Here is a 26,824-nt window from a genome sequence, read left to right on the forward strand (position 1 = left end):
GCCCGCAACTGTTCTTCATCCAACCGGCAGCGTGACGTCGGCCCCCGCGACCGCAACCCCGCCACCCCACCGGCCTTCCACACCCGCCGCCACCGCTCCACCGACCGCTCAGTCACCCGCAACCCAGCGGCAACCTCCCGGTTCGACACACCCTGTTCGAACAAATGCGCGGCTTCTTGTCGTATCCGTTCCCGGCGATCTCGATCCTCAGCGGTCAACCCGCCACCCGTCGCATACCTCATACCAACGGACTACCCAACCCCCAACGATCACCCCAGCGATCACCACCGGATCAACCCGACCCGGCACATTAAAGATCAGTAGCTTGCCTTCGGGTGCTCCTCGACGGCTAGCTGGTCCAGCTCGTCCAAGAAGGCATCGAACGCGGCGTCGGACAGGCAGAAGACCGTACGGCCCGCCGAGATGTCCTCGTGGGCCTCGTCGATCGCGCGCCTGGTGTTCGCATCGGGCTCATCGACCCACTCGTGCGGCTCAGGGTAGGGCGGCATCGCCGCGTCCATGGTCAACCTCCCTACCGATGTCATCGCACCGACTCGACCACAGCTTTCTCCATGATGGCTCACCGCGGCGGCCTGGGCGACCCCAAGGGGCGGGCAATTATCCTGCCGCACCAACGAGGCGATCGCGTACCGGTTGTGCCGCGGGGGCGCGGGGGATTACGACGACCATTCCGTCCAGCACATCGCGTCGTCGGCTCACACTTGGGCCGGGTGAGGCGTTCTCCTGGCATGGGGCGAGAACCGTTCGAGGTCGTCGTCGAACGCTACGGGCCGATGGTGCTGCGGGTCTGCTGGGCCGTCGTCGGACCGACGCTGGCCGACGACGCCTGGTCGGAGACGTTTCTCGCCGCGCTGCGGGCCTACCCGGAGCTGGCGCCGGACAGCAACGTCGAGGCGTGGCTGGTGACGATCGCCCGGAACAAGGCGATCGATCAGCTTCGCGCCCAGTCGCGGCGTCCGGCGCCGACGGAGCGTCTCCCGGAGACGATCAGGTGGGAGGAACACGACGCCGGCCTCGACCTGTGGGACGCCCTGCGGCGACTTCCCCAGAAGCAACGGGAGACCGTCGCCTACCACTTCCTGGCCGGCCTCCCGTACACCGAGGTTGCCCGGCTCCTCGGCGGCAACCCGGCATCCGCGCGGCGGGCTGGCGCCGACGGCATCGCGTCGCTCCGGAGCATGCTCGCCCCTTCGGCGCAGGAGGAACGGTCGAGATGACTGGCCAGGACAATCCGGAGTCGGACCCGTTCGCCACCGTGCTTGGCGCCGAGGTGGATCTGAGCCGGCTGCGTCTGCGGCTGCTGGCCGAGGCGGAGCGAGACGGCCTGCTCGACGTGGTGTACCGCACCGTGGATGCGCCGGTCGGGCGGCTCCTGCTCGCCGCGACCCGCCGGGGGCTGGTGCGGGTGGCGTACGAGGTGGAGGGCCACGACACCGTCCTGGCGACCCTCGCCGAGCGGATCAGTCCTCGCCTGCTGAAGGCAGGTAGCCAGCTCGACGCCGTCGCCGGGCAGCTCGACGACTACTTCTCCCGGGTCCGGTCCCGCTTTGACGTGGATCTCGACCTGCGGCTTGCGTCCAGGTTCCGGCTCACGGTGTTGGAGCACCTGCGGGAGATCCCGTACGGCGGCACGGCGAGCTACGCGGCGGTGGCCGCGCTGGCCGGAAGTCCGCGCGCGGTCCGGGCTGTCGGCACGGCCTGCGCGACGAATCCGCTGCCCGTCGTCGTCCCGTGCCATCGCGTGGTGCGCAGCGACGGTGGGATTGGCAGGTACGTCGGGGGCGACGACGCCAAGCGGACCCTCCTGCGGCTCGAAGGAGCGATCTGACGACGGCGAGCCGCCGGCCGAGGATCCCCCGGAGTGCCGGAGTGCCGGAGTGCCGGAGTGCCGGGGTGCCGGGGTGCCGGAGTGCGACCGGTACCTCACGTTCCGGGCGGTCCCGGCGTCTTCCGGGTGAGAGACGCACCGGCGCTCTCGCTGCCGACGCCACGGCGGCGAGCCGAAAATCGGATTGGACACGTATGTCTGTCGCACTCGTCACGGGAAGCAGCCGGGGCCTGGGCTTCGCCACCGCGCAGGCCCTCGGCCGCCTCGGCCACCGGGTCATCGTCACCGCTCGCGACCAGGCCTCGGCCGACAAGGCCGCGGCTGACCTGAGGTCGAAGGGGTACGACGCCGAAGGACTGACGCTCGATGTCACGTCGCCCGACAGCGTCGAGGCGGCCGCGAACCGGGTGCTGGAACTGGACGGCGGGCTGGACATCCTGGTCAACAACGCCGGAATCCTGCCCGAGGCCACCGACGGTGAACAGCACGAGTTCGCCTCCCTCGGGCTGTTCAAGGACACGTACGCCACCAACGTCTTCGGCCCGGTCGCGGTCGCCGAGGCGTTCCTGCCCCTGCTGCGCAGGAGCCCGGCCGGACGGATCGTCAACGTCTCCACGACGATGGGTTCGCTCAACGACCAGGCCAGTCCCGAATCGCCGTACTACTCCACGGTCGTGCCGGCCTACCAGAGCTCCAAGGCGGCGCTGAACAGCGTCACGATCGCCCTGGCCAAGAAGCTCGCCGGCACCCCCATCAAGGTCACCTCCGTCTGTCCCGGTTTCGTGCAGACCGACCTGACGCCCATCAACAGAGAGCAGGCTCCGCTGACCGCGGAGCAGGCGTCGGAGGTCGTCGTCCGGGCCGCGACCCTGCCCGCGGACGCGGCCTCGGGAACGTTCTTCGACCAGGACGGCGCGGTGGCCTGGTAGGCGGGCGAATCACCATGCTGTGGCTGGGAACAGTAACAGCGAGTTGTTATCTGTGTGGTCGATCCGTGGCCGTCAGGGAGATGCGATGAGCGCCTCGATCGGATCAGCGGCCAGAGCGGCCAGAGCGGCCAGTGACCCTGCCTCGGGCCGTCCTGCCGCGGCCGACGAGGCGCGCGCCGCCCTGGCCACGCAGGGCGCGCCGGGGTTGGCGGTGCGGCGGGTCGACGACAACTGCCCGCTTTCACTGTGGCTGGCCTGGCGCGGCGCCGGCCCGCCGCTGGCCGACGTCGTCCCGATGCTCGCCAATCTCGGCCTGCGAGCCGAGGACCAACATCCTCTTGAGTCAGCCGGCCCGGGCGATGGGTGCGCAACCGGCGATACCGTCAGCGTCGACGAGTATCGGATTCTCGGCCCCCCCGAGCTGGCCACCCAGGCGTTGGCGCAGGTCGGCGAGCTGGGCGAGACGCTGAGGGCGATCTGGGCGGGGCAGGCGGACAGCGACCCACTCGACCGGCTGGTGCTGACCGCGGGGCTGGCCGCCGGCGAGGTTGCGCTGCTGCGCGCCCTGCTGCGCTACCTGCTGCACGCCGGGCTGCCGCTGAGCGAGGCGTACGGGCATCGGCTGCTGACCGCGGGCGCGTCCTTCGCACGGGACCTCGTCGCGCTGTTCCATGCTCGGATGCGTCCCGGTGCCGAAGACCCGGACGGTGCCGCGGAACTGGCTGCCAGCCTTGACCGCGACCTGGACACGGTCGCCGGCGTCGATGAGGACCTGCTGCTCACCCGCCTGCGCGACGTTGTCCTCGCCGTCGTGCGCACCACCTACTACCTGCCGGGCGAGGCGCTCGCGGTGAAGCTCGACCCAGGCCGGCTGCGGTGGTTGCCGCGTCCCCTTCCCGCGGCCGAGGTCTTCGTGAGCACGGCGCGCTTCGACGCCCTGCACCTGCGCGCCGGGCTGGTCGCCCGCGGCGGGATCCGCTGGTCCGACCGTACTGAGGACCTGCGTGCCGAGATCGCCGGGCTGATGAAGGCACAACGGGTCAAGAACGCGCTGATCGTGCCCGACGGGGCCAAGGGCGGCTATGTCCTGCGGCGCCCCCCGGACGACCCGCGGCGGCGGGAGGCCGAGGGCCGCGCCTGCTACGCGGTCTTCATCCGCGCGTTGCTGGCATTGACCGACAACCGGGTCGACGGGGTCACCGTCCGCCGGCCCGGGCTGGTGTGCCATGACGGCGAGGACAGCTATCTCGTCGTCGCGGCGGACAAGGGCACGGCCCGGTTCTCCGACCTGGCGAACGCGATCGCTGTCGAATCCGGCTACTGGCTCGGCGACGCCTTCGCCTCTGGCGGCCGGACCGGCTACGACCACAAGGCGCTGGGGATCACCGCCCGGGGTGTCTGGGAGTCGGTGCGGCGCCACTTTGCCGAGCTGGGGGTGGACGCCGACGGTGAACCGATCACCGTCGTCGGTATCGGGGACATGTCGGGGGACGTGTTCGGCAACGGGCTGCTGCAGTCGGACCAGCTGCGCCTCGTCGCCGCATTCGACCACCGACACCTCTTCCTCGACCCCGACCCCGACCCGGACCGCTCGTATGCGGAGCGGCGGCGGCTTGCGGCGCTGCCCACCAGCAGCTGGGACGACTACGACCGGTCGGTGCTGTCCGCCGGTGGAGGAGTGTTTCCGCTGTCGGCCCGACGGGTCCCGCTGTCCCCGCAGATCCGTGCACGGCTCCGGGTGGACGCCGAATGCCTGACCGTGGACGAGCTGATCCGGTCGATCCTGCGTGCGCCGGTCGACCTGCTGTGGAACGGCGGAATCGGCACCTGGGTCAAGGCATCGCGCGAGGACCATCACGCGGTCGGCGACAAGGCGCGCGACCGCTGCCGGGTCGACGCGTCCGAACTGCGTGTGAGAGTCGTGGCCGAGGGTGGCAACCTCGGCCTGACGGAGGCGGCCAGGGTCGAGTACTGCCTGGCGGGCGGCCGGTGCAACACCGACTTTATCGACAACTCGGCCGGCGTCGACTGCTCGGACCGCGAGGTGAACCTCAAGATCGGTCTTGCTGCCGCCGGCCGCGTGCCTGGTCCGATCGGTGGGAGCTCTCCGGGCACTGCTCCGGTGGACCCGTCTGGGCGGGACGATCTGCTGGCGGCGGCCACGGGCGAGGTCGTGCAGCTGGTCCTCGCCGACTCTGCCCGGCAGGTGCTGTCGCTGAGCGTCTCCGAACGGCAGGCCGCCGTGTCGGTCGAGGGCATGGCTCGGCTCACCGGTCACCTCGTCTCCGCGGGCATCCTCGACCCGTCCGTCGACCCCGTCCCGGATCAGGAGGTGATGCGCGCACGGATGGGCAGGGGCCCGGTGCTGACCCGTCCCGAGATCGCAATCCTGCACGCCTACGGCAAACGCGAGGTCTTCGGCGAGCTCGTCGGGTCGGACCTGCTGGCCGAGCCGGCGACCGCCGAGACGCTGGACGCCTACCTGCCGGCCACGCTCCGTCCCCTGATCGGCCCGCGGTTTGACCGGCATCCGCTGTGGCGGGCGATCGCCGCCTCCCAGCTCGCCAACGATCTCGTCGACCGGGTCGGCGCCGGCTTCCTGTTCCGGCTGGAGGAACTGACCGGTGCGCCGCCGGTTGACGGTGTCCGTGCCTTCCTCATCACCCGGGACCTGTTCGGGCTGGCGTGGGTCTGGGAGGCGGTCGACGGCCATCACCAGCCGGCCGCGGGAACGCCCTGCCGGGGCCGCCGCCGTGGCGACGTGCCCGGCGGCGACCGGGTCGACGCCGCCGTCGAGGCACTGCTGCGGTGTCGCATGCTGCAGGAGTACGCGGCCCAGTGGCTGCTGCGGCGGCGACCGAGGCCGCTGGACCTGACCGCCGAGACCATGCGCTACTACGACGGCGTCAGCGAGGTGGCGATGGCACTGCCGGAGACGCTGCGCCGCCTGGGCGCCCGGGAGGAACTCGACGCCATCGAGACCGTGCGGCGCCGGCTGCTCGGCGCCGGCCTGCCGCTGCGCGCGGCGGAGCAGGTCGCGAGACTGAAGGTGATGGTCAACGCCCTCGACATCGTCGACGTGGCGCTGCAGCACGACATCGCGGTGACCGAGGTGCTGACCGAGTACTTCGACCTCGGCGTTCGGCTCGGGCTGGGCCGGCTGACCACCCGTATCGTCGACCGACCCGGGGACTCCTACTGGGAGACGATGGCGAAGGCGTCGCTGCGGTCGAAGCTTGCCAGCAGCCATGCCCGGCTGGTCGAGGCGCTGTTGGCGAGAGCGGGCGGCGATCTGGACACGGCGGTCAAGCGGGCCGCCCGCAGCGGTGGCGTCAGCCGGGTCCGCGCGGTGGTGGACGAGGTGGTGGAGGCGCCGGAGGTCACCAGTGCCATGGTGGCCGCGGTCGTGCTCCGGCTCGACGACCTGGCGGACCTCGTCCCCTGACGGGAGCGCGCCCTAGGCTGAGTGGGTGCTCGTGGCGTATCTGTCGGCTTTCGCGTGCGCCGTCTGCTATGGGGTCGGTTCGATCCTGCAGAGCGTCGGCGCACGCCGGACCGCGACGACCGCCGACGTCCTGGATCCCCGCCTGCTGGTGCGGCTTGCGACGCAGGCTCCCTATCTCGTCGGGATGGGGCTGGACCTGGTCGGCTGGTTGCTCTCGCTGGTCGCGGTGCGTTCGCTGCCGTTGTTCGCCGTCCAGGCCATCCTGGTGGCCAGCGTCGGCGTGACGGCGGTGCTGGCCAGGATCTTCCTGCGGGTTCGGGTGGACCGGGCCCAGGCGGTCGCGCTGGTCGCCCTTGGGCTCGGGGTGGTGCTGCTCGCGGCCACCGCCGCGCCGGGGAAACCGCGGCCGGTGGGGTCGACGGCCGCCGTCCTGATCGCGCTCGGCATCCTGCCGACGGCCCTGGGCTGTTTCTGGGCTGGCCGGGCGCTGTCGGAGGGCCGCGCCGTCCTCGCCCTCGGCGGCCTGTCCGGCCTGGCGTTCGGCGGGACGGCGCTGTGTGCGCGCGCGTTGGAGGCCGACCACACCCTCGTCGGTGTCGTCGCGGATCCGCTGTCCTGGGCGCTGCTGGTCTACGGGGTGGTCGGCATGGTCGCGTTCGCCGCGGCGCTGCAGCGGGGCTCGGTCACGCTCGCCATGGCGGGGCAGGCGACGGCGGAGACCGTCGCTCCCGCGATCATCGGACTGACCCTGCTGGGCGACCACGCCAGGTCGGGCAGTGGCGGGATCGCGGCGACGGGGTTCGTGCTCACGGTCCTCGCGGCGGCCTGGCTCGCCGCCCACAGCCACATCGAGCCCGCCGAGGTCGCCGGAGGGCTTCCTTCGGAAGCTGTGGGTCCGGACGTCCCGACGGCCCCGGCAGCGGCTCCGGCTCCGGCTGAGGCCGAGGCTCAGAGCCAGACCTGGCGTCGGACCGATCGGCGTCGGTGACCGCTCGCGGGGCAGGTATCCGCCGTGGCAGTCGAGCGGCGCGGGCGAGGTGGCGGGCATGGGTGATGTCCTGATCGGGACGGCGTCCTGGACGGATCCGACGCTGTTGCGGTCGGGGTGGTACCCGCCGGAGGTCACCACCGCCGAGCAGCGGTTGCGCTACTACGCCCGGCAGTTCCCGCTCGTCGAGGTCGACGCCACCTACTACGCCCCGCCCGCGGAGCAGACCGTGCGGATGTGGGCGGCCCGGACCCCGCCCGGGTTCACCTTCAACATCAAGGCGTTCTCGCTGCTGACGGGGCATCCGACCCGTCCCGGTGCGCTGTACTCCGATCTGCGGGGCCTGGTCCCGGCGGAGCGGAAGAACCTGTACCTGAAGGACGTCGACACCGCGGTCGTCGATCAGGTGTGGGAGCGTTTCCTCGGCGCGCTGGATCCGCTGACCGAGGCGGGCAAGCTCGGCGCCGTGCTGTTCCAGTTTCCCCAGTGGTTCCCGATCAGCACCGCGAACAAGCGGTACATCCTGGAATGCCAGCAGCGGTGTCGGCCGATGCGGATCTGCGTCGAGTTCCGGAACCACACCTGGATGGACGGGCGAAACCGCGACGAGACCCTCGACTTCCTCACCTCCTACGCGCTTCCCTACGTCTGCGTCGACATGCCCCAGGGCCACCCGAGCTCGGTTCCGCCGGTGCTCGCCGCGACCGCGGATCTCGCGGTCGTCCGCTTCCACGGGCACAGCGAGAAGTGGACGAGCCGCGACATCCATGAGCGCTTCGGCTACCGCTACAGCGAGGAGGAGCTGCGGGAATGGGCACCGAAACTGCGCCGGCTGGCGGACGCCGCCGCCCGCACCCAGGTGCTCATGAACAACTGCTGCGCCGACTACGCGCAGCGTAACGCCCGCCAGCTCGCCGACCTGCTGGCTGAGCTCGACGGCGCGAACCCGGCCCCGTCCGCGGCCGAGCGGCGTTGAGCCCGGCCGCGGACGGGAGCGCCGCCGCCTCAACGTTCGGGTGTTGCCAGGATCTTGAACAGCATGGTGTTGGCGCTGGTCAGCGCCTGGGTGTCGACCGAGCGCAGGCAGGCGACGAGACCGGCCTTCGCGACGAACGTGACCAGACCCATCACGGCCCACAGGCCGCCGCCGAGGTCGACGCAGAACCCCTCGCCGGTCGCGTGCTCCACGACCAGGGCAACCAGCACGGTCGGCTCGTCGACGATCTCGTTGTAGACGGTGGAACTGAGCACCAGCACGGCCTGGGGCGTCGGGCCGGTGTTCGCGGTCCAGATCTCCCCACGGCGTGGTGCTCTCACGGGGCGGTGTCGGTCAGGCCGGGATGTCCGGTCGCCGCGAGGTCCTGCTGGTTGGCCTCCCCGAAGGCCAGGGCCGCCTGCGCCACGGCCGGGTCGGCCCGCAGCCAGGCCCCGTGCGCGGCGCAGCGCCGGCGCATGTCCTCTGCGTCGAGCACGCCCTCGATCCACGCGTTCATCGAGGTGCGGTCGGCCTCGGCGTAGCGCCGGACCGACTCGTAGGCCTCGTCCGACAGACGCAATGTGATCGTCCGGCTCATGCGACTCATGCTAGCAAGATCTGCTGTCATGGCATGGCGCGCGAGCGACGCGGGACACGTGCCAGTTCGCTGACCAGCCGTGCTGTGCCTCCGTACGCTGAAGGTCTGTTTCATGGCGGCAAGTTCATGAAGACAAGGAGCACGAGCCAGTGTCGACCACGTCTGCTTCCTCCCCGCTCGAGTCCGCCGCCGGCGGCGTGCGCATGCCCGCGATCTACGCCACCCAGGGCGCCCCGCCGCTGATCGACCATCCGCACTGGACCGCCGAGCTCGCGGCGTGGGGCCGGGCGCTGCCACGCCCCCGGGCGATCCTGGTGATCTCCGCGCACTGGGAGCAGAACCCGATCGCGTACGGGGCGACGACCACGCCCGTCCCGCTGTACTACGACTTCTACGGCTTCCCCGAGCGCTTCTACCGGCTGAGCTACCCGGCCCCCGGGGCCCCCGACCTCGTGGCCGAGGTCGCCCGCCTGCTCGGGCCCGGCCAGCCGCTCGTCGCGCAGCCCGACCGCGGGCTCGACCACGGGGCCTTCATCCCACTGATCTACATGTATCCGGACGCGGACGTCCCCGTGCTGCAGATCTCGCTGCCCACGGAGGACCCGGCCGGCCTGCTGGAGCTCGGCCGGCGGCTGGCGCCGCTGCGGGACGACGGCGTGCTGATCTTCGCCACTGGCCTGCTCACCCACTCCACCGGCCACGCCGACCTGTCGAACCCGGACAGCAGCCCCCACCCCGACGTGGCCGCCTTCGACGCCTGGGTGGCCGACGCGCTCGCACGCGGCGACCTCGACGCCCTGGTGCACTACCGCGACCGCGCGCCCGGGGTGCGTCGGGCCCTGCCGAGCCAGGAACACTTCGTCCCGCTGTTCGTGGCCCTGGGCGCCGCCCTCGACACCCCCGGGCCGGTGATCTTCCCGCATCACGGCTTCTGGTACGGCAACTCGATGCGCTCGGTCCAGTTCGGCGTGGCGGCGACGGCCGACGTGCCCGTCTGACCCGCGGCGGGCGCAGCGAGAGGCGGAGAGCAGGGGCGGCTCCGTCACTACGGTGGCGTCACCGTGGTGCGGTCACCGCGTCGTCGGCGCGGCCGGCGGTGCGGACCTGGCGGTGCAGGTGGTACAGCCAGGGTGGGATCGTCGCCCAGAACACGATGATGTTGCCGACGACGACCCCCCTGGCGCCGCCGACCAGAAGGCCGGTGACCGGGCAGGCCAGCAGGAACGGCACGAAGAACAGGTTGATCCAGAAGGTGAGCCGGGTCTTGCCGAAGGCGTAGAGCACCGCCGCCGGGCCGACCGCGAGTCCCGGGCCCACCTGCGCGACGACGGCGAGCAGCAGCAGGTCGCGGGTCTGGCCCCAGGTGTCGCCAAGCAGGGCCGCGCCGAAGTCGGCGGGCAGCAGCATGAACGCCAACCCCCACAGCGAGCTGGACACGACCACGAGCCCGGAGACCAGGTAGGCGCCGCGGATGACCCGGCTGGGGGGCATGTGCTTGCGCCGTGCGAACTCGGGGATGGCGAAGCTCATCAGCGCGACGGCCAGGTTCGTCGTGGGGGCCAGCAGGGTCTGCAACCCGCGCAGGGCACCGACGAGCGACGTGGAACCGACCGCCCCGATGATCAGAGTGGACGTCTGTTGGGCGCCCTGCAGCGAGATGAACTCCGCGGTCATGAAGCCGGTCGTCTCGCGGTGGCCGGTGAACCAGGCCAGCGCGCGCTTCGGATCGGGCCAGGCGTGGTGCTGCGCGACGCCGACCAGCGCGGCGAGGGCGGCCGCCGCCCCCCAGACCAGGACCATCGCCACAGCCCCACCGCCGGTGTCCGAACCGGCGGCGAGCAGGCCGACGCCGATGGCCAGCCCCGCCGCCCAGACGAGGTCGTTGCCGACGGCGAGCAGGGGGCGGCCCTGGGCGAAGGAGGCGTAGCGCCAGGCGTCCTGCACGAGCAGCGCCGGCATGACCACGCCCATCGCGACCAGGTTCAGCCCCACCGTGCCGCGCAGGGCGACGCCGACGACGAGCAGACCCACGCCGACGACGGCGCCGAGCGCCAGCGCGGTGCCGGCCGCGGCCCGCACCGCCGAGCGGAACGTCGACGCCGGGACGTCGGCGTAGCTGATCCCCAGCGGCGCCGTTCCGGCTGCCCGGGACAGCCCGACGACCATCGCGAAGATCGTGTAGGCGATCGCGAACGCGCCGAACTCGCTCGAATCCACCCGGCGGGCGATGATGAAGTTGATCGCCGCGTTGGTGCCGCTCGACACCACCTGGTCGCCGACCGTCCACAGCGCGTTGATCCGGCTGCGGGACCGCGACGGTGCCGCCGCGGGTTGCTGCGGGGGTTCCTCGCGAGTCAGCTCACGGGCGGCGACACCATCGCTGCGCTGGGTCAGATCGTCGAGGCGTTCGAGGTGGTATTCGGGGCGGTCGAGCAGCTGGGAGAGGTCCAGGTACTCGGGGCGGTCGAGATACTCGGGGCGGTCGAGGTACCCGGGGCGGTCGAGGTACTCGGGGCGGTCCGGGTATTCGGCGTGGAGGTCGCGGTGCCCGGCGTGGAGGTCACGGTGCGCGGGGTAGTGGTCGCGGTGCCGCGGCTGTGGCACCGCCTCGCCCGTGCCGGTCGTGTGGTCCGTGCCGGTCGCGTGGTCCGTGCCGAGCCTCAGGTCCTCATCCACGTCGAGTCGGGCCCCCGGCCTCGTCCGATCACGTCAGCGCGGCTGCGCCCATGCCGATGGCGACTCTACCGTGACGTAACTGTCATCTTCGGGTAGGCGGGCGAGCACGTTGGCGTCTCAGCGCAGCGCGGCGACGATCGTGCGGGTGTTGTGCTCCTCCATCTGCAGGTAGGTGGCGCCGGCGGAGCCGGCGGGGCCGAGGGTGTCGCCGTAGAGCGAGTCCTCCCCGGCCTCGACCCGCACGCCGGCCTCGGCCGCGATCGTCCGCGCCGTCCGCGGCGGCAGCGACGACTCGGAGAAGACGGCCTTGGTGCCGGTCTGGCGGATCTTGGCGACGATCTTCCTGATGTTGCTGCCGGACAGCTCCGCGGCAGTGTCGAAGCTCGGGATGATCGAGCCGACGAAGGTGAGACCGTAGCGGTCGAGGTAGTAGCCGAAGGCGTCGTGGTTGGTGACCAGCTTGCGATCGGTGGGCGGGATCGTGGCGATCTGGCGGCGGATGTCGCCGTCGAGGGCATCGAGCCTGCGGTCGTAGGCGATCCGATTGGTGTGAAAGTAGCCGGCGTTCGCGGGATCGGCCCGCGCCAGCCCGTGTTCGATGTCCGCGACCATGATCTTGGCATTGAGCGGGTTGTGCCAGATGTGCGGGTCGCCCGCCCTCTCCTCCTCGTCGCCGTTGCCGGCCCGGATGGTCACGCCGCGGCTCGCGTCGACCCGGATGCCGTCGAAGCCGGCGGCGCCGACGGCGTCGTTGAGCCAGCTCTCCAGCCCGACGCCGTTCTCGACCAGCACCTTGGCGTTGCCGACTGCCTCGATGTCGGCCGGGGTGGGCTCGTAGTCGTGCGGGTCGACGTTGGGTTTCAGCAACTGGGCGACGCGCACCCGGTCCCCGCCGAGGACCCGGGTGAAGTCGGCGACCTGGCTGGTCGTGGCGACGACCGGCAGCCGCCCGGCGGCGCCGCCGGCGGCAGAGGACGAGCCGCAGCCCGCCAGGAGGGCCGCGAGCAGGGCCAGGCCGGCGACCCCGGCCGCGAGCCGGGTGGGGAGACGGATGACGGGCAAGGGACCCTCACTTCGCAGAGCGGATGCCCCTGATGAAAACGATTCCGAAAACGGATGTCAATAAGTCGGGCGCGGGTTCGTCGGCGCCGGCGCGGGTTCGTCGGCGCCGGCGCGGGTTCGTCCGCGTCGCAGCGGGCCGCGGGGTGGTTCGGCGGCGGTCGGGTCAGCGGATGACCTGAGGTTGCTGCTGGGTGATNCAGTGGATTCCGCCGCCGTTGCCGAAGATCACCCGAGCGTCCACCGGTTCGACCCGGCGGGTGGGGTACAGCCGGGTGAGCAGGTCGAGGGCGTCGGCGTCGCGGGGGTCGTCGAAGACGCCGGCGACGACCAGGCCGTTGGCGACGTAGTAGTTGAGGTAGGAGTAGCCGGCCGGGCCCCCGTCGACCTCCAGCACGGTGGGCGCCGCGATCTGGACGATCTCCAGCGGGCGGCCGGCGGCGTCGTGGCTGGCCCGCAGCAGCGCGGCCAGCTCCCGGGTCGTCTCATGGTCGGGATGTGCCGGGTCGGGCTGGCTGTGCACGGCGACGAGGCCGGGCCGGACGAACGCGGCGACGACGTCGACGTGCCCGCGGGTGCCGAACCGGTCGTAGTCACGGGCGACGCCCCGCGGCAGCCAGATCGCGTGGGTCGTGCCGAGCTGGGCGTGCAGCTCCGCCTCCACCCGGGCGCGGTCCCAGCCCGGGTTGCGGTGCGGGTCGAGCTGGACCGTCTCGGTCAGCAGGACGGTGCCGGCGCCGTCCACGGCGATCCCGCCGCCCTCGTTCGTCAACGCCGAGTGGCGCACCGCCGCGCCGGCCCGCGCGGCGACGGCCGTGGCCAGCAGCCGGTCCGCGTCCCAGTTCGCCCAGTCCTGGGCGCCCCAGCCGTTGAAGACCCAGTCGACGGCGCCCAGGTGCCCGCCGCCGTCGATCGTGAACGTCGGGCCGCTGTCGCGCAGCCAGGCGTCGTCCAGCGCGAGCTCGATCACCGTCACGGCGGGCGGGACCTGCCGGGCCGCGGTCGTGCCCTGACCCGGGCCGGCTATCAGGGTGACCGGCTCGTAGCGGCTGATCGTCGTCGCCACGCGGGCCCAGGCGGAGCGCGCCGCGGCGAGGCCGGGTGAGCCCTCCGCGCCGAAGGTGTCGTTCGGGGGCGGGAACGCCATCCAGGTCCGGGTATGCGGCTCCCACTCGGCCGGCATCCGGCGGGCGGCGGGAGCGGCGGTCATGGTGGTCATCATCGCAGGCCCGATGCCCGCGACCCGCCGACCGCCGGGCGCGGCGGGGCACGGCGCGGCGGGGCGCGGGGCGGGGGACCGGTGGGGGCGTGCCGGGCGTGAGAGCATCGGGGGATGCTGACGATCACCAGCATCGGGGCGCCCGCCTCGCCGGCCCGGGTGGCGCCGCCGACGCGCGCGCCGCTGCGGATCGCCGCGGTGCAGCACCGCTGGCATCCCGACCCGGCCGAGCACGCCGCCGCCCTGCGGGCGGGCGCGGTAGCGGCGGCCGAGCTCGGCGCCCAGCTCGTCTGTTTTCAGGAACTGACGCTGTCGCGCTACTTTGCCGACCTACCGCCGGAAGCCCAGCCGCCGGCCGGCCGGCCGCCGGAAGCCCAGCCGCCGGACGGGCGAGTGCCGGCTGAGCGAGGGTCGGACGGGCGGCCCGCGAGGAGCGGCAGCGGGCCTGCGGCGCTGGCCGAGAGCGTCGACGACGGGCCGACGCGTACGCTCGCCGCCGGTCTGGCCGCCGAGCTCGGCGTGGCCGTGCACATGTCGCTCTACGAGCGGGCGGACGGGCCCGACGGGCTGGGCTTCAACACCGCCATCGTCGTCGGCCCGGACGGCGCGTTGCTCGCCCGCACCCGCAAGATGCACATCCCGGTCACCGCCGGCTACCACGAGGACCGGTACTTCCGGCCCGGGCCGGCCGGGGCCGACAGCTTCCCGGTCGTCGAGCTGCATCAGGGGCGCTTCGGCTTCCCCACCTGCTGGGACCAGTGGTTCCCGGAACTGGCCCGGGCGTACTCGCTCGCCGGCGCCGACGTCCTGGTGTACCCGACGGCGATCGGCTCCGAGCCCGATCATCCCGGCTTCGACACCGAACCGCTGTGGCACAACGTGATCGTCGGCAACGGGATCGCCAACGGCACGTTCATGGTGGCAATCAACCGGATCGGGACGGAGGGTGCCCTGACCTTCTACGGCAGCTCGTTCATCAGCGATCCCTACGGCAGGGTGCTGGTTCGGGCGCCGCGCGACGTCCCGGCGGTGCTGGTCGCCGACCTCGACCTGGACCAGCGCCGCGACTGGCTGGCGCTGTTCCCGTTCCTCACCACCCGCCGCCCCGATGCCTACGCCGGGCTGGCCGAGCCCGGTGCGGGCGACGTCGAGGGCCGCTGACCGGCGCCTGGACTCACCTCACGTCGCGTTCTGATCTTCGACGGGTTGTAGAACCCGGGGTGGGGATCACCTAGACTGTCGCGGCGTGGAGGCGTCCGCCGGACCGGTCGCGCGTGGCCTGCGGGCCGGCGTGTTCGGCGCGATGTGCGTCGCCCTGAGTGTGGTCGCGCACGTTGCTGCCCACGGCGCGGTCCCACCCCTGTGGGTGCTGCTCGCCGGTCTCGTCGCCGTGACGGTGGTCACCGGCGTCTGCGCCGGTCCGGCTCCCTCGCTGCTGCTCGTCGTCGGCCTGATGGCGGCCACCCAGGCAGGGCTGCACGCCGCCTTCGGGGCCTGGCCGGGCGCAGCCTCGGGTCCGGACCTGTCCCGGCTGCTGTGCGCGGCGCCCGGCGCGCACGCCGCGGCGGCCGCGACGCTGCTGCGCCGTGAGGGCCTGCTCGCGACCGTCGGCGGTGCGGCGCCTCATCCGGCGCTGATGCCCGCCATGGCGCACGGCGGTGGGCTGCTGCTGATGTCCGGCGCGCACCTGCTGGTGGCGGGGCTGACCGCCTGGTGGCTGCGACGGGTAGACGCGGCCCTGGGCGTCGCCGGTGCCCTGGTGGGAGTGCTGGCCCGCGGCCTGTGCCGACTGCTCGGACCGCCGGCCGCCCCTGCTCCGGTCGCCACCGGCCGCCGCCAGCCGCGCTCGGCGATGGCGTCCGCCGGCTGGCCGTGCCCGGCCGGGCTGCGCCACAGCGTCGTTCGCCGAGGCCCTCCGCAGGTCTGCTGACCCGGCCCGAACCCGCCGTCCGGTCACCCCGGCGCTCCTGAGCCAGGGCGAGTGGCTCCGAACCCCGCGTGACCCTGTGTAGCCGGCCCCGCCAGTTGTGTCCGCGCTGCCCGACCACTGCCGCCCGACCACTGCCGCCCGATCGCTGCCGCCCGTCTACTGCCGCCCGATCGCTGCCACCCGTCTACTGCCGCCCGATCGCTGCCACCTGTCCACTGCCGCCGCGGTTTCCGGCCAGATCGAGGTCAGATCGTGCCGAGGCTTCGGCACGGTTCTGCGGCCTACAAGCGTACCCACCCCTCGGCATGATTCGGTGCGCAGATGATCGCAGAATGTGACGGAGTGGGTGGTGCGGCCAGTGGCACCCCGAGCGCCGAGGCGACCCCGGCGCTCCCCGAGGCATCCCCGCACCTGCGTCCCGGACCGTGCCGACCGTATGGGCGCGGGTACCGGCCGCCGCGCCCTCACACCTGGAGTTCCCATGCCCGACGGAGTTCCCCTCCGCGACAACGCCCACGACCTGCCGCTGCTGTTGGGGAGCGCCGCGTGAACGGCGGGGAGACGTCGAACCGGCCGGCGCCGGGTTCGTCGCCCGCCGCCCCNGCCGCCCCNGCCTCTCCGGCCGCTCCGGCCGTGGATCGCCGATCCGGGCTGCACCGGCGTCGGGTGCTCGCCGGCGCCGGGCTGTTCGGCCTGGGTGCGGGGGCCGGCACCGGCGTGACCATGGGGACGCAGCGGCTGCTTCCCGAGCGGGCCGATCCGGTCGAGGCGGCCCGCCGGGCGGCACTGGCCCCCGTGACGGGCGACGGCGTCCACCAACCGGGCATCGCCGAGCGCGCGCCCGCCCACCTGGTGTTCACCGCCTACGACCTGACGGCGGCCGATCCGGCGGCGGCCCGGGCGGCCCTCGGCACGGTGCTGCGGGCGTGGACGGACGGCGGCCGGACGCTGATGCGCGGCGCGTCCCAGAGTGGCGCGTCCCAGAGCGGCGCGTCCCAGAGCGGCGCGGTCCAGATCGGTGTGGCGGGGGTGGGCAGGGAGGCGGCGGGCCTGGGGTCGGCGGGGCTGACGGTGACGGTGGGGATCGGGGCCGCGGCGCTGCGCCGGGCGGGCCTCGACGCGCGCCTCCCCGGGCCGCTCGCGGACATCCCGGCGCTGCCCGGCGACCGGCTGGAGGCGACCCGCGGGGGTGGGGACCTCGCCGTCCAGGTCTGCGCCGAGGATCCGATGGTCGCGTTCGCCGCGGCCCGGCAGCTCGGCCGGCTCGCCGCCGACCTGGTCCGGCCCCGCTGGGTGCAGCGCGGTTTCCGGCGCACCGCGGCGGCCGCCGCCGACCCGACAGCCACCCCGCGCAACCTGATGGGGCAGCTCGACGGCACAAACAACCCGCGGCCGGGCTCGGCACAGTTCGACCTCGCCGTGTGGGCCGCCGGGGGCCCGGCCTGGATGCGCGGCGGGACCTACCTGGTGTGCCGGCGGATCCGGATGCTGCTGGAGAGCTGGGAGCGGCTGACCGAGGACGCCCGCGGCGAGGTCGTCGGGCGCCGGATCGACGACGGGGCGCCCCTGTCCGCACCGCCCGCGGCCACCGGGGGCGGCGAGGACACGGCGTCGGACTTCGCCGCCCGCGGCCCGGACGGCCGGCTCCTGATCGCCGAGAACGCCCACATCCGCCTGTCCAATCCGCAGTTCCACGGCGGCATCGCCATGTTCCGCCGCGGCTACTCCTACGACGACGGCCTGGACGCCACCGGCGAGCCGGACTCCGGGCTGTTCTTCCTGGCGTTCCAGGCCGATCCGCGCACGGCGTTCGTCCCGGTGCAGCGCACCCTCGCGGCCTCCGACGCGCTGAACACGTTCATCCGGCACACGGCCAGCGCGCTGTTCGCCGTCCCGCCGGCGCCGCCAGCCGGCGGCTACCTCGGCCAGAGCCTGCTCGAGGAGGCCTGAGGCGGCTCGGTGTCGGTGATGGCTGGGTGCCCGGTGGCGGACGGCTCAGTGCCCGGCGGCCAGGGAGGCGAGCGCCCGGGCGTACCGCTGCGCGCAGTACGGCGCGGGATGGACGAAGTCCACGATGCACCGGTGGCCGTCGAGCTCGGTGTTGAAGGCCATCGTCGGATGGATCGCCCGCGCCGCCCGCTCCGAGTAGCGCACCCGACCCGGGAACTCGTCGGCGAGCTCGCGGTACAGGTCGTTGAACCGCGCGCTGCCCAGCATCCAGCCGTGGAGGCGGGAGGCCGGCGTCGTCCAGTCGACCTGGCCGGACGTGCTGTTGAACGAGGACGGCACGGCCGCCGCCAGCACGATCCGGGTCACCCCGTGGCGCAGGTACCAGCGGATCTGCTCGGTCAGCTCGGCGCGGTAGGCGGCGACGAGCTGGGTGCCGACGAGGTTGCCGGGGTTGTTGCCGTTCCAGTTCAGCACCACGGTTCGCGGCCGGCCCGCCGCCGCCAGATCATCGGAGATCAACGGCGAGGTGGCGTCGGCGTAGACGCTGGGAGCGAGTCCCGAGTAGCCGACGAGACGGACCGGGGCCGTGTCGGTGGACCTGGCGGCGACGGTGACCATGGAGTCGCCGACCACCAGGGCGGGTTGCCGGGGGCCGCCGCCGCCCGACCGGCCACCGAGGATCACCGCGACCGCGAGCGCGGCCAGCACGGCGAGGGTCAGCCACGACCTGGCCGTACCGGAGGCGGCGCCAGGCGCCGCGGGCGAACTGGGCCGATGCGCCCGGGATTTCGGCTCCGCCCGCGGCGTCGACGGGCCGCCGTGCGTGGATCGGCGTGGGGTCGACGAGATCTCGGGACCTTCTTTCCGTCCGGGGCGCCGGTGGCCGTAGTCGGGAGCTTTGCCATCTCCGAATACCCGGGAGCGTCGCGATAAACCGGTTGACCGGGTACGCACCATCGCCCGCCGTCGTACATTGGGAGAAGTGTGGCGAGCCTCCGGAAACCGTTGATAAATGTTCTCTCGGTCGAGCCGGCGGAAAAGAGGACGGTCAGCGGGGGGAGTGGCTGCGCCGGGCATTCAGCGCTGCCACCGTCGGAACGAGATCACCGATGGTGGTGAAGTCGGTCGCGAGGAACGTCGGGGTGAGGCCGGCCCGTTCGCAGCGGCGCAGGTGGGCGAGCAGGGCGGGTTCCCGGTTGACCGCGTCGGCGTAGGTCCGGCCCGGATCGTCGCCCTCCACCCAGTGGTTGACGAGCAGCATCGACGCGGTGCGCGAACCACGCCCGACGCGGCAGGTGAACCCCGCCGGGGAGGGCACGTCGAACGGCGTGTCCGCCCCATACCGGAAGAACCGCCGATACCAGCTCTTCGGGACGTCGGCGTTCTCCGCGAAGACCACCAGCCGGCGGTCGGCCGCCACCAGATGCCCCAGCGTCGGCCAGCGCCCGTGCGGGTCCGCGGGCGGCGTCACGATCCGGTGCAGCAGCCCGACCCGGCGGAAGGCGGCGATCACCTCCCCGGGCGGCACCGAGTCCTGCAGGATCAACGTCACGACCTCGGACGGGTTGCGCGCCAGCCAGTCGTCGACCGAGCGCAGGGCCTCCTCGAAGTTCACCGAGCCGAACTGGCACACGCTGTGGCACAGCCACAGGCCGGGCCGGGCGGAGCGGGCCCCCCGGGCCAGCGGCGCCAGCGCGTCGCGTTCCCGCGGGCGCAGGCCCGCCAGGAACGTCTCCACCTGCGTCGGCGTCGTCCAGTGCTGCACGTCGAGCAGCAGCGCCCGCACGCCGGTGTCGAGCTGACCGACGAGGTCCGGATCCTGCGTCGCGCCGACGAAATCGGCGGCGCTGGAGGCCATCGCGTTGTGGCTGGCGGCGTAGACCGCCTCGTCGTAGCGCAGCCCGCACAGGCCCCGGCTGCCGTTGCAGCTCGCCGCCTCCCCGCCGAACCGCGCCGGCGTCGCCAGCCACGAGCAGCTCAGCAGCACCGCCGCGGACAGCGCCATGATCACCGAGCGGCGCCGGGTGAACGGCCGACGCCGGCGCCGCACGAGCAGGCCGACGAGACCGAGCAGGCATCCCGCCAGCGCCACCCCCGCGGCCACCTGGCCCCACACGGTGCGGATCCGGCCGATCATGTTTCCCTGCAGGTCGTGCAGCAGATCCCGCACCCGCAGGGGCAGGGTCGGGTTGGCGCCGACCACGCCCGCCGTCGGGTCGCCGACCAGGGTGGGCAGCAGCAGCCCGAGCAGCAGCGCGGCGGCCCCGCCGGCCACCATTCCCCCGGCTACCAGCAGGATCGTGTCGCCGCGCCCGCAGCGGGCGTGCCGCGCGGCGAGCAGGACCGCCAGCACGGCCATGGCCGCGAACAACGCCCCCAGCGTGACCGTGCCGTACCGGCCCAGGTCGTGGAGCACGTGCAGCAGCCCCACGCCGGCCGACTCGTGCGCGCGGGCCAGCGGGGTGCCCAGGTCGAGCCGGTCGCCGGCCAGCCGCCGGCGCAGGTCGGCCAGGGCCGCCTCGTCGCCCTGGAACAGCAGGGGCCCGACCACGGCGAGCGCGGCGGGCACCTTTCCCTGCCGCAGCAGCCCGATGACCTGGTCGTCGACCCGGGCCCGCTCGGCGGCGGGGAGCCGGGCCAGCAGCACCGAGCCGATCTGGTCGGCCTGCGCGTCCGTCAGGTCCATCGTCGGGATGCCGGCGGGCCGGCGTCCCTGTGCCATCTGGTCGAGGCCGCCGACCAGCACCTGCGTGACGGCGGCGACGTCGTGAGCCTGGAAGGTCGGCGTGCCCGACACCTGCCCGGCCAGGTAGATGGTGGCAAGCTTCGCGATGGCCGCGAACGTCGGGCGCAGGTCGACGCTGAGCGTCAGCGCCGGGCGCTGGCCGGCGAGATAGCCCGAAATCTGCGCGCTGAGGCTGTTCACGGCGCCGCGCACCGCCGGGGCCGGCGCGACCAGCCGTAGGTTGTCGACGACGACGTCCGGCGGGACGGGCAGCCCGGCGAGCAGGTCCCGGGTGACGCCGGCCAGGGCCGGGTCGGCCAGCACCTCGTCGTAGAGCCGGCGGTAGAGGTCGGTCTCGTCGACGGCCTGCCGGTAGTAGCCGGCGCGCTGGACCGTCAGGTTCGTCGTCAGCGCCACGACCGCCACCGGCCAGCACAGCAGCGCGCCGGCCAGCGCCAGGACGATCCACGTCCGCACACGCCGCACGGCCGCGGCGGAGACGTCGAGGCGGCGCACCGTCGGGACATGCCCGGTCGGGATGGCCCCGATGCCACCACGGCACCGGGGGTCACACTTCTCACCTCATCGACGGGTCGACCGGCCACCGGGGCCGCGACCCGCCGCCGGGACTAGCGCTCGACCTGGGTCTTCAGGTCGTACAGGGCGGACTCGACCAGCTTGTCCTCCGCCTTGCGGCGCAGCAGGCCGGGGATCGGCACCTTCAGCTCGACCGTCAGGTCGTAGGTCACCTCGGTGCTACCGTCGCCGAGGTCGGTCAGCGTGTAGCTGCCGTCCAGCGTGCGCACCCGGTCCGACTCGAGCATCGTCCAGGTGACGGAGTTCGGGCCCGCCCAGTCGTAGACGAGGGCGTAGTCCTCCTTGCCGAAGGTCGTCTTTGCCTGGAAACGGGCCTTCGCCGGCAGGCCGGCCGGCGTGGTCTCGATGACCTCCGCGGACTTGATCGGCTCCGACCAGTCGGGGTACCGGCTGATGTCGGCGATGACGGCCAGTACCGCCGCGGGCTGCGCCTTGATGACGATCGTGGACGAGACGTGATCGGCCATAATGGCAGGTCCTCCACATATTCCGGGTACGTACGGGATTCGGCGGCAACCTTTTGTGGCAGCACGGCCGATCTTTCCTGACGCGAAACGGAACGTATAAGAACCCGGGCTTACCGGTAAACATAAAACACCCGAACGTGTGGAATCGCGGTTCGGTCGCGGGTGTTCGGCCGGTCAGGCGCGTAAGGGCCGCTTTGCCGCGGCAGCCGCGGATAATCCGTCGCGGCTGTGCTCCCTCGGCCCGGCGATGCCGTTCCGCCGAGCCGAGGGGCAGGTTGAGAGGCCGGGTTGCGGCCGGTTGTTACGCGGGGTCGTAGGCCAGGTTGGGGCGCAGCCAGCGCTCGACGTCGCCGACGCCGAGGCCGCGCCGGCGGGCGTAGTCGGTGACCTGGTCCCGGCCGATGCGTCCCACGGTGAAGTACTTTGACTCCGGATGGGCGAAGATGAGCCCGCTGACGGCGGACGCCGGGGTCATCGCGAACGACTCGGTCAGGCCCAGGCCGACCTGACCGGCGTCGAGCAGGTCGAACAGCGCCTGCTTCTCGCTGTGGTCGGGGCTGGCCGGGTAGCCGAGCGCCGGGCGGATGCCGCGGAAGCGCTCCGCGTGCAGGTCCTCCAGGCTCGGCTCCGCGTCCGGCTCGAACCACTCGCGGCGCGCGGCCAGGTGGATGTACTCGGCGAACGCCTCCGCGAGCCGGTCCGCGAGGGCCTTCGTCATGATCGACCGATAGTCGTCCTGACGCGCCTCGAACTCGGCGGCGAGCGTGTCCGCGCCGTGGACGGCCACGGCGAAGCCGCCGAGGTGGTCGCCGGCGGGCGCGACGTAGTCGGCGAGGCTGCGGTTGGGCCGGCCGGCGGGCTTCGCCGTCTGCTGGCGCAGCATCGGCAGCCGCAGCCGGCCGTCGCGGGCGCCCGCGACCGCGCCGGCCTCGATCACCAGGTCGTCGCCGTCGGCGAAGGCGGGCCAGAAGCCGTAGACGCCCTTCGCCTGCAGGCTGCCATCCTTGATGATCTGGTCGAGCAACACGTTCGCCTCGTCGTACAGCTCGCGGGCGACCGGCTGGTCGAGGATCGCGGGGAACTTGCCCTTCAGCTCCCAGGCGAGGAAGAAGAACTGCCAGTCGATCATCTCGCGCAGCGCGGTGAGGTCCGGCGTGACGACCCGCAGCCCGGTGAAGGCGGGGACGGGCAGCTCGTCGAAGGACACCTGCTCGCGGTTGGCCCGCGCCTGCTCCAGGCCGAGCAGCGGCTGCGCCCGGCGGTTCTCGTGCTGCTCGCGCAGCTTGGCCTGCTCGGCCCGGTTGCGGGTGTCGAGCTGCTCGGCCCGCTCGGTGTCGAGTAGATCCGAGACCACCCCGACGACGCGGGAGGCATCGAGCACGTGGACGGTGGTGGCCTCGTAGGCCGGGGCGATGCGCACCGCGGTGTGCTGGCGCGAGGTGGTGGCGCCGCCGATGAGCAGCGGCAGGGTCAGCCCGCGGCGCTGCATCTCGGCGCCGACCGCGACCATCTCGTCCAGCGACGGCGTGATGAGGCCGGACAGGCCGATCGCGTCCGCGCCCTCGGCGATGGCGGTGTCGAGGATGACCTTGGCGGGGACCATGACGCCGAGGTCGATCACCTCGTAGTTGTTGCAGCCGAGCACGACGCCGACGATGTTCTTGCCGATGTCGTGGACGTCGCCCTTGACGGTGGCGAGCACGACCTTGCCGTTGCCGCTACGGGCCGCGGGGGCGTCGCCGGCGAGGGCGGCCTGCGCCTTCTCGGCCTCCATGTACGGCTCCAGGTAGGCCACCGAGCGCTTCATCACCCGCGCGCTCTTGACCACCTGCGGCAGGAACATCTTCCCCGAGCCGAACAGGTCGCCGACGATCTTCATGCCGTCCATCAGCGGGCCCTCGATCACGTCGAGGGGGCGCGCCGCCTGTGCCCGCGCCTCCTCGGTGTCCGCCTCGATGAAGTCGACGATGCCGTGCACGAGCGCGTGCGAGAGCCGCTGCGCGACCGGCGCCTCGCGCCAGGACAGGTCGACGACCCGCTGCGTGCCCTTGCCGTTGACCGTCTCGGCGAAGGCGACGAGCCGGTCGGTGGCATCCTCGCGCCGGTCGAACAGCACGTCCTCGACGAGTTCGAGCAGCTCGGCGGGAATGTCGGCGTAGACGGCGAGCTGGCCGGCGTTGACGATGCCCATGTCGAGCCCGGCGCGCACCGCGTGGAGCAGGAACGCCGAGTGCATCGCCTCGCGGACGACGTCGTTGCCGCGGAAGGAGAACGACAGGTTCGAGATGCCGCCGCTGATCCGCACTCCCGGGCAGCGCTGCTTGATCAGCGGAAGTGCGTCGATGAACGCCTTGGCGTAGCCGTTGTGCTCGGCGATGCCGGTGGCCACGGCGAGCACGTTCGGGTCGAAGATGATGTCGGTGGCGGGGAACCCGAGCTTCTGTGTGAGCAGGTCGTAGGCGCGCCCGCAGATCGCCACCTTGCGCTCGGTGGTGTCGGCCTGGCCCTGCTCGTCGAAGGCCATGACGACGACGCCGGCGCCGAAGTCGCGGATGCGCCGGGCGTGGTCGAGGAAGACCTCCTCGCCCTCCTTGAGGCTGATCGAGTTGACCACGCCCTTGCCCTGCACGCAGCGCAGCCCGGCCTCCAGCACGCTCCACCGTGAGCTGTCGATCATGATCGGCAGGCGGGCGGCCTCCGGCTCGGTGGCCAGCAGGTTCAGGAACGTCGTCATCGCCTGCTCGCTGTCGAGCAGGTCGGCGTCCATGTTGACGTCGAGCAGGTTCGCCCCGCCGCGCACCTGCTCCAGGGCGACGTCGACCGCGGCCTGGTAGTCGTCGGCCTCGATGAGGCGACGGAAACGCGCCGAACCGGTGACGTTGGTCCGCTCGCCGATCATGACGAAGCCGGTGTCCTCGCCGATCTCGAACGGCTCCAGGCCGCTGAACCGGGTCCGTGGCGTGGGCATCGGCACCTGCCGCGGCGCCGTGCCCTGCACGGCGGCGGCGATCCGGGCGATGTGGGCCGGCGTCGTCCCGCAGCAGCCACCGACGATGTTGACCATCCCGGCGGCGGCGAACTCGCCGATCAGCCGGCCGGCCTCGGCCGGGGTCTGGTCGTAGCCGCCGAAGGCGTTGGGCAGCCCGGCGTTCGGGTGGCAGGCGGTGTAGGTGCCGGCGATGCGGGACAGGGCCTCGACGTGCGGGCGCATCTCCTCGGCGCCCAGCGAGCAGTTCACGCCGACGACCAGCGGGTTCGCGTGGGCGATGGAGCTCCAGAACGCCTCGACCGTCTGCCCCGACAGGGTCCGCCCGGACAGGTCGACGATCGTCACCGAGATCCACAGCGGCAGCTGCGGCGCGACCTCGCGGGCCGCGGCGATCGCGGCCTTCGCGTTCAACGTGTCGAAGATCGTTTCGATGAGCAGCAGGTCGACCCCGCCATCGGCGAGGGCCTGGATCTGCTCGGCGTAGGCGGCGCGGACCTGGTCGAAGGTCACCGCCCGGTACGCCGGGTCCTCCACCCGCGGGGACAGCGACAGCGTGACGTTGAGCGGGCCGATGGAGCCGGCGACGAACCGCCCACCCGCCTCGTCCGCGGCCTGTCGGGCCAACTGCGCGCCGCGCAGGTTCATCTCCCGCACCAGCGACTCCAGACCGTAGTCGGCCTGGCCGATGCTCGTCGCGGTGAAGGTGTTCGTGGTGGTGATGTCCGCGCCCGCGGCCAGGTACTGCCGGTGCACGTCGAGGATGACGTCCGGCCGGGTCAGGTTCAGCAGGTCCGGGTCGCCGGTCACGTCCTTGGGGTGGTCACGCAGCGAGTCGAGCTGGTAGTCCGCCGGGGTGAGCCCGGCGTTCTGCAGCATCGTGCCCCAGGCGCCGTCCAGGACGACCACTCGCTTCGCGAGCAGCTCCCGCAGCGCGGCCGCGCTGTCGCGGGTACCGGGGCGACCCGCCACCTCACCGACGGAAGCGGTTCCAGCCATGAGACACCTCCCTGTCGTGGGAGGCGCCCTTGGTGACCGGTTCGGGTCGAGCGTGGCGGACCTGGGTCCGTTGCAGCGCCTCTCGACCTGACAACGACGATACCGTGCCCGCGTGATCGCTTGGCGACAGCTCGGGTAGTCGCAGGTCGGCGCCCGGTTCTCCGGCCGGTTGCCGGCGTGATCTCGACGTGGTGTTTCTTGATGCGTGACGCCGACGGGAGGGAGCGCGCGATGGGGTCGGGCAGCGCCGGACGGGCGGGCTACTCCGGGACGCCGCTGGCTCGCAAACTGGGGGTGAAAGCGGGACACCGGCTCGTGATCCTCGCCGCGCCGCCCGGGTGGGCGGTGCCGGAGCTGCCCGAGGGTGTCGAGCCGGAGCACCTCGCCGGTCTGCCCGCCGACGGCACCGACGGCACCGACGGCCTGGCGGCGATCGACGTGTGCGTCGCGTTCTGCCGGCGGGAGGTCGACGTCCACGCAGCCGTGGCGGCGTTCGCCGAGGCGATCCGGCCCGCGGGCGCGCTGTGGATCGCCTGGCCTCGGCGGGCCGCCGGTCATCGCAGCGACGTCAGCGAGAACCTCATCCGCGAGGTCGCACTGCCGCGCGGTCTGGTCGACACCAAGGTCGCCGCGCTCGACGAGAACTGGTCCGGGCTCAAGGTCGTCTGGCGCCGCGAGCGACGCTGACCTGCCGCGCTGCCGGTCAGCCCGCCCCGTCTGCGCGCACGCCCGCGAGGTGCGTCGCCGTGTTGAACTCGGCGAGCGTGAGCTGATCGCCGTCGCGGGTGAAACGGGTGATCCCGGCGTTACGGATCCCACCCTCGGCGGCGATCCGGCCCAGCTCCTCGTAGGAGAGCCCCTCGACGAGCTGGCGCAGCATGACCACCACGGCGTCGTGGGCGACGATGAGGACCCGCCGGTCGGCGTGGTCGCGGTGCAGGTCGGCCAGCAGCGAACCCAGCCGGCGGGCGATGTCGGGGAAGTTCTCCCCGCCCGGCGGGCGGTAGTCCCACTGCCCGGCCGCGCGCCGGCGTTCGGTCTCCGCGGGAAAACGGGCCTCGATCGCCGCCCTGGTCATCAGCTCGAACCGGCCCATCAGCCGGTCGACTAGCCGGTCGTCGATCACCGGCTCGGGCAGCGCCAGGCCCCCGCGCGCCGCCGCCTCGGCGGCGATCCCGTAGGTGCGGCGGGCCCGCAGGTAGGGGGNGCAGACGACGATCTCGGGCGGCTGGATGATCGGCGGGTCGGCGGCCAGTGCCCGGCCGAGCGCCGCGGCCTGCGCGCGTCCCAGCGCCGTCAGCTCGACGTCGGCGTCGCGCCCCGACACGCCCGCGTCGAGCCGCCCCGCCGCCCGCGCCGCCGGGAAGGCGACGTTCGCAACGCTCTGCCCGTGCCGAACCGCCGTGAGTTCGGCGACCAGACCCCCCACGC

22 protein-coding genes, 2 pseudogenes and 1 riboswitch are annotated in these 26,824 nt (G+C 72.8%); of the genes and pseudogenes, 11 read left to right on the forward strand and 13 right to left on the reverse strand.

Going from position 1 to position 26,824, the window contains the following annotated elements; all coding sequences use genetic code 11:
• Together FF36_RS40790 and FF36_RS12650 are read right to left on the reverse strand one after the other, a co-directional pair.
• Positions 1 to 242, reverse strand: a 242-nt coding sequence (locus tag FF36_RS40790; protein ID WP_131669471.1) for a helix-turn-helix domain-containing protein, incomplete at its 3' end; no start/stop codon positions are given.
• A gap of 75 nt (positions 243 to 317) precedes the next feature.
• A complete protein-coding gene (locus FF36_RS12650; RefSeq protein ID WP_055866637.1) occupies positions 318 to 521 on the reverse strand; it encodes a hypothetical protein in 204 nt (67 codons plus the stop codon).
• A 228-nt stretch (positions 522 to 749) separates the two neighbouring features.
• Between FF36_RS12650 and FF36_RS12655 the strand changes: the two genes are divergently transcribed.
• From FF36_RS12655 to FF36_RS12680, 6 genes are all read left to right on the forward strand, one after another.
• Complete coding sequence (locus FF36_RS12655; RefSeq protein ID WP_044885260.1) at positions 750 to 1,238, forward strand: RNA polymerase sigma factor; 489 nt, start codon at positions 750 to 752, stop codon at positions 1,236 to 1,238.
• Positions 1,235 to 1,849: a methylated-DNA--[protein]-cysteine S-methyltransferase gene (locus FF36_RS12660; RefSeq protein WP_044885261.1), complete on the forward strand. Its 615-nt coding sequence runs from the start codon at positions 1,235 to 1,237 to the stop codon at positions 1,847 to 1,849. The genes FF36_RS12655 and FF36_RS12660 overlap by 4 nt, the downstream gene beginning before the upstream one ends.
• A 194-nt stretch (positions 1,850 to 2,043) precedes the next feature.
• A complete protein-coding gene (locus tag FF36_RS12665; protein ID WP_044885262.1) occupies positions 2,044 to 2,778 on the forward strand; it encodes an SDR family oxidoreductase in 735 nt (244 codons plus the stop codon).
• Positions 2,779 to 2,863: 85 nt separating this feature from the next.
• Entirely contained in the window at positions 2,864 to 6,223 is a 3,360-nt protein-coding gene (locus FF36_RS12670) for an NAD-glutamate dehydrogenase domain-containing protein (protein WP_044885263.1), read from the forward strand.
• Positions 6,224 to 6,248: 25 nt separating this feature from the next.
• Positions 6,249 to 7,211, forward strand: a complete 963-nt coding sequence (locus FF36_RS12675; protein ID WP_052681081.1) for a hypothetical protein — start codon at positions 6,249 to 6,251, stop codon at positions 7,209 to 7,211.
• 58 nt (positions 7,212 to 7,269) lie between these two features.
• Positions 7,270 to 8,187, forward strand: coding sequence for a DUF72 domain-containing protein (locus FF36_RS12680; protein WP_044885264.1), 918 nt, complete (start codon positions 7,270 to 7,272; stop codon positions 8,185 to 8,187).
• A 29-nt stretch (positions 8,188 to 8,216) separates the two neighbouring features.
• On the opposite strand, the gene FF36_RS12685 is transcribed toward FF36_RS12680, so the two are convergent.
• Positions 8,217 to 8,528 carry a MazF family transcriptional regulator gene (locus tag FF36_RS12685; protein WP_041938628.1) on the reverse strand — a complete coding sequence of 104 codons (312 nt, stop codon included), beginning with the start codon at positions 8,526 to 8,528 and terminating at the stop codon, positions 8,217 to 8,219.
• Positions 8,525 to 8,785 (reverse strand): hypothetical protein, encoded by a 261-nt coding sequence (locus FF36_RS12690; protein ID WP_044885265.1) that lies wholly within the window; start codon positions 8,783 to 8,785, stop codon positions 8,525 to 8,527. Before FF36_RS12690 ends, FF36_RS12685 begins: the two co-directional genes overlap by 4 nt.
• A 149-nt stretch (positions 8,786 to 8,934) precedes the next feature.
• Here FF36_RS12690 and FF36_RS12695 point away from each other — a divergent pair, with 149 nt between their 5' ends.
• Positions 8,935 to 9,783 carry a dioxygenase family protein gene (locus FF36_RS12695; RefSeq protein ID WP_236706319.1) on the forward strand — a complete coding sequence of 283 codons (849 nt, stop codon included), beginning with the start codon at positions 8,935 to 8,937 and terminating at the stop codon, positions 9,781 to 9,783.
• A gap of 58 nt (positions 9,784 to 9,841) precedes the next feature.
• On the opposite strand, the gene FF36_RS12700 is transcribed toward FF36_RS12695, so the two are convergent.
• The 3 genes and pseudogenes from FF36_RS12700 to FF36_RS12710 form a co-directional block, all read right to left on the reverse strand.
• A complete protein-coding gene (locus tag FF36_RS12700; protein WP_044885266.1) occupies positions 9,842 to 11,461 on the reverse strand; it encodes an MATE family efflux transporter in 1,620 nt (539 codons plus the stop codon).
• Positions 11,462 to 11,578: 117 nt separating this feature from the next.
• Entirely contained in the window at positions 11,579 to 12,523 is a 945-nt protein-coding gene (locus FF36_RS12705; RefSeq protein WP_044885267.1) for a metal ABC transporter substrate-binding protein, read from the reverse strand.
• A gap of 197 nt (positions 12,524 to 12,720) precedes the next feature.
• Positions 12,721 to 13,955: pseudogene (locus FF36_RS12710) on the reverse strand (agmatine deiminase family protein); the annotation flags it as partial.
• On the opposite strand from FF36_RS12710, the gene FF36_RS12715 reads away from it, so the two are divergent.
• The 3 genes from FF36_RS12715 to FF36_RS12725 form a co-directional block, all read left to right on the forward strand.
• Positions 13,854 to 14,900, forward strand: a complete 1,047-nt coding sequence (locus FF36_RS12715; RefSeq protein WP_044885268.1) for a nitrilase-related carbon-nitrogen hydrolase — start codon at positions 13,854 to 13,856, stop codon at positions 14,898 to 14,900. The pseudogene FF36_RS12710 and the gene FF36_RS12715 overlap by 102 nt on opposite strands.
• 85 nt (positions 14,901 to 14,985) lie before the next feature.
• Positions 14,986 to 15,669, forward strand: coding sequence for a hypothetical protein (locus tag FF36_RS12720; protein WP_044885269.1), 684 nt, complete (start codon positions 14,986 to 14,988; stop codon positions 15,667 to 15,669).
• A gap of 612 nt (positions 15,670 to 16,281) precedes the next feature.
• Positions 16,282 to 17,619: Dyp-type peroxidase (locus FF36_RS12725; RefSeq protein ID WP_242422467.1), on the forward strand; the 1,338-nt coding region annotated here is incomplete at its 5' end.
• Positions 17,620 to 17,664: 45 nt separating this feature from the next.
• Here the strand turns inward: FF36_RS12725 and FF36_RS12730 are convergent.
• The 4 genes from FF36_RS12730 to metH all read right to left on the reverse strand — a co-directional run bounded on the left by FF36_RS12730 (position 17,665) and on the right by metH (position 25,393).
• Complete coding sequence (locus tag FF36_RS12730; protein WP_242422468.1) at positions 17,665 to 18,327, reverse strand: hypothetical protein; 663 nt, start codon at positions 18,325 to 18,327, stop codon at positions 17,665 to 17,667.
• 340 nt (positions 18,328 to 18,667) lie between these two features.
• A complete protein-coding gene (locus tag FF36_RS12735) occupies positions 18,668 to 20,860 on the reverse strand; it encodes a PI-PLC domain-containing protein (RefSeq protein WP_044885270.1) in 2,193 nt (730 codons plus the stop codon).
• A 113-nt stretch (positions 20,861 to 20,973) separates the two neighbouring features.
• Positions 20,974 to 21,408, reverse strand: a complete 435-nt coding sequence (locus FF36_RS12740) for an SRPBCC family protein (RefSeq protein ID WP_044885271.1) — start codon at positions 21,406 to 21,408, stop codon at positions 20,974 to 20,976.
• A gap of 301 nt (positions 21,409 to 21,709) precedes the next feature.
• Positions 21,710 to 25,393 carry a methionine synthase gene (gene metH / locus FF36_RS12745; protein WP_044885272.1) on the reverse strand — a complete coding sequence of 1,228 codons (3,684 nt, stop codon included), beginning with the start codon at positions 25,391 to 25,393 and terminating at the stop codon, positions 21,710 to 21,712.
• A gap of 14 nt (positions 25,394 to 25,407) precedes the next feature.
• Positions 25,408 to 25,483: riboswitch (S-adenosyl-L-homocysteine riboswitch) on the reverse strand.
• A 141-nt stretch (positions 25,484 to 25,624) separates the two neighbouring features.
• Here metH and FF36_RS12750 point away from each other — a divergent pair.
• The gene (locus FF36_RS12750) at positions 25,625 to 26,080 is read left to right on the forward strand and encodes a DUF3052 family protein (RefSeq protein ID WP_044885273.1); all 456 of its coding nucleotides are present in this window, start codon (positions 25,625 to 25,627) and stop codon (positions 26,078 to 26,080) included.
• A gap of 16 nt (positions 26,081 to 26,096) precedes the next feature.
• Here FF36_RS12750 and FF36_RS12755 read toward each other — a convergent pair.
• A partial coding sequence (locus FF36_RS12755) for a histidine phosphatase family protein (protein WP_242422469.1) occupies positions 26,097 to 26,599 on the reverse strand: 503 nt, incomplete at its 5' end.
• 1 nt (position 26,600) lies between these two features.
• Positions 26,601 to 26,822 (reverse strand): annotated as a pseudogene (locus FF36_RS37820) (histidine phosphatase family protein); the annotation flags it as partial.
• Positions 26,823 to 26,824: the final 2 nt, after the last annotated feature.

Source organism: Frankia torreyi (assembly GCF_000948395.1).
Classification (GTDB): Bacteria; Actinomycetota; Actinomycetes; order Frankiales; family Frankiaceae; genus Frankia; species Frankia torreyi.

Excerpts from the sequence above, each read along its gene's own strand:
- FF36_RS12750 (WP_044885273.1), top strand. The coding sequence starts at position 25,625 with ATGGGGTCGGGCAGCGCCGGACGGGCGGGCTACTCCGGGACGCCGCTG.
- FF36_RS12740 (WP_044885271.1), bottom strand. The coding sequence starts at position 21,408 with ATGGCCGATCACGTCTCGTCCACGATCGTCATCAAGGCGCAGCCCGCG.
- FF36_RS12715 (WP_044885268.1), top strand. The coding sequence starts at position 13,854 with ATGCTGACGATCACCAGCATCGGGGCGCCCGCCTCGCCGGCCCGGGTG.
- FF36_RS12665 (WP_044885262.1), top strand. The coding sequence starts at position 2,044 with ATGTCTGTCGCACTCGTCACGGGAAGCAGCCGGGGCCTGGGCTTCGCC.
- FF36_RS12690 (WP_044885265.1), bottom strand. The coding sequence starts at position 8,785 with ATGAGCCGGACGATCACATTGCGTCTGTCGGACGAGGCCTACGAGTCG.
- FF36_RS12655 (WP_044885260.1), top strand. The coding sequence starts at position 750 with ATGGGGCGAGAACCGTTCGAGGTCGTCGTCGAACGCTACGGGCCGATG.
- FF36_RS12670 (WP_044885263.1), top strand. The coding sequence starts at position 2,864 with ATGAGCGCCTCGATCGGATCAGCGGCCAGAGCGGCCAGAGCGGCCAGT.
- FF36_RS12650 (WP_055866637.1), bottom strand. The coding sequence starts at position 521 with ATGGACGCGGCGATGCCGCCCTACCCTGAGCCGCACGAGTGGGTCGAT.
- FF36_RS12660 (WP_044885261.1), top strand. The coding sequence starts at position 1,235 with ATGACTGGCCAGGACAATCCGGAGTCGGACCCGTTCGCCACCGTGCTT.
- FF36_RS12680 (WP_044885264.1), top strand. The coding sequence starts at position 7,270 with ATGGGTGATGTCCTGATCGGGACGGCGTCCTGGACGGATCCGACGCTG.
- metH (WP_044885272.1), bottom strand. The coding sequence starts at position 25,393 with ATGGCTGGAACCGCTTCCGTCGGTGAGGTGGCGGGTCGCCCCGGTACC.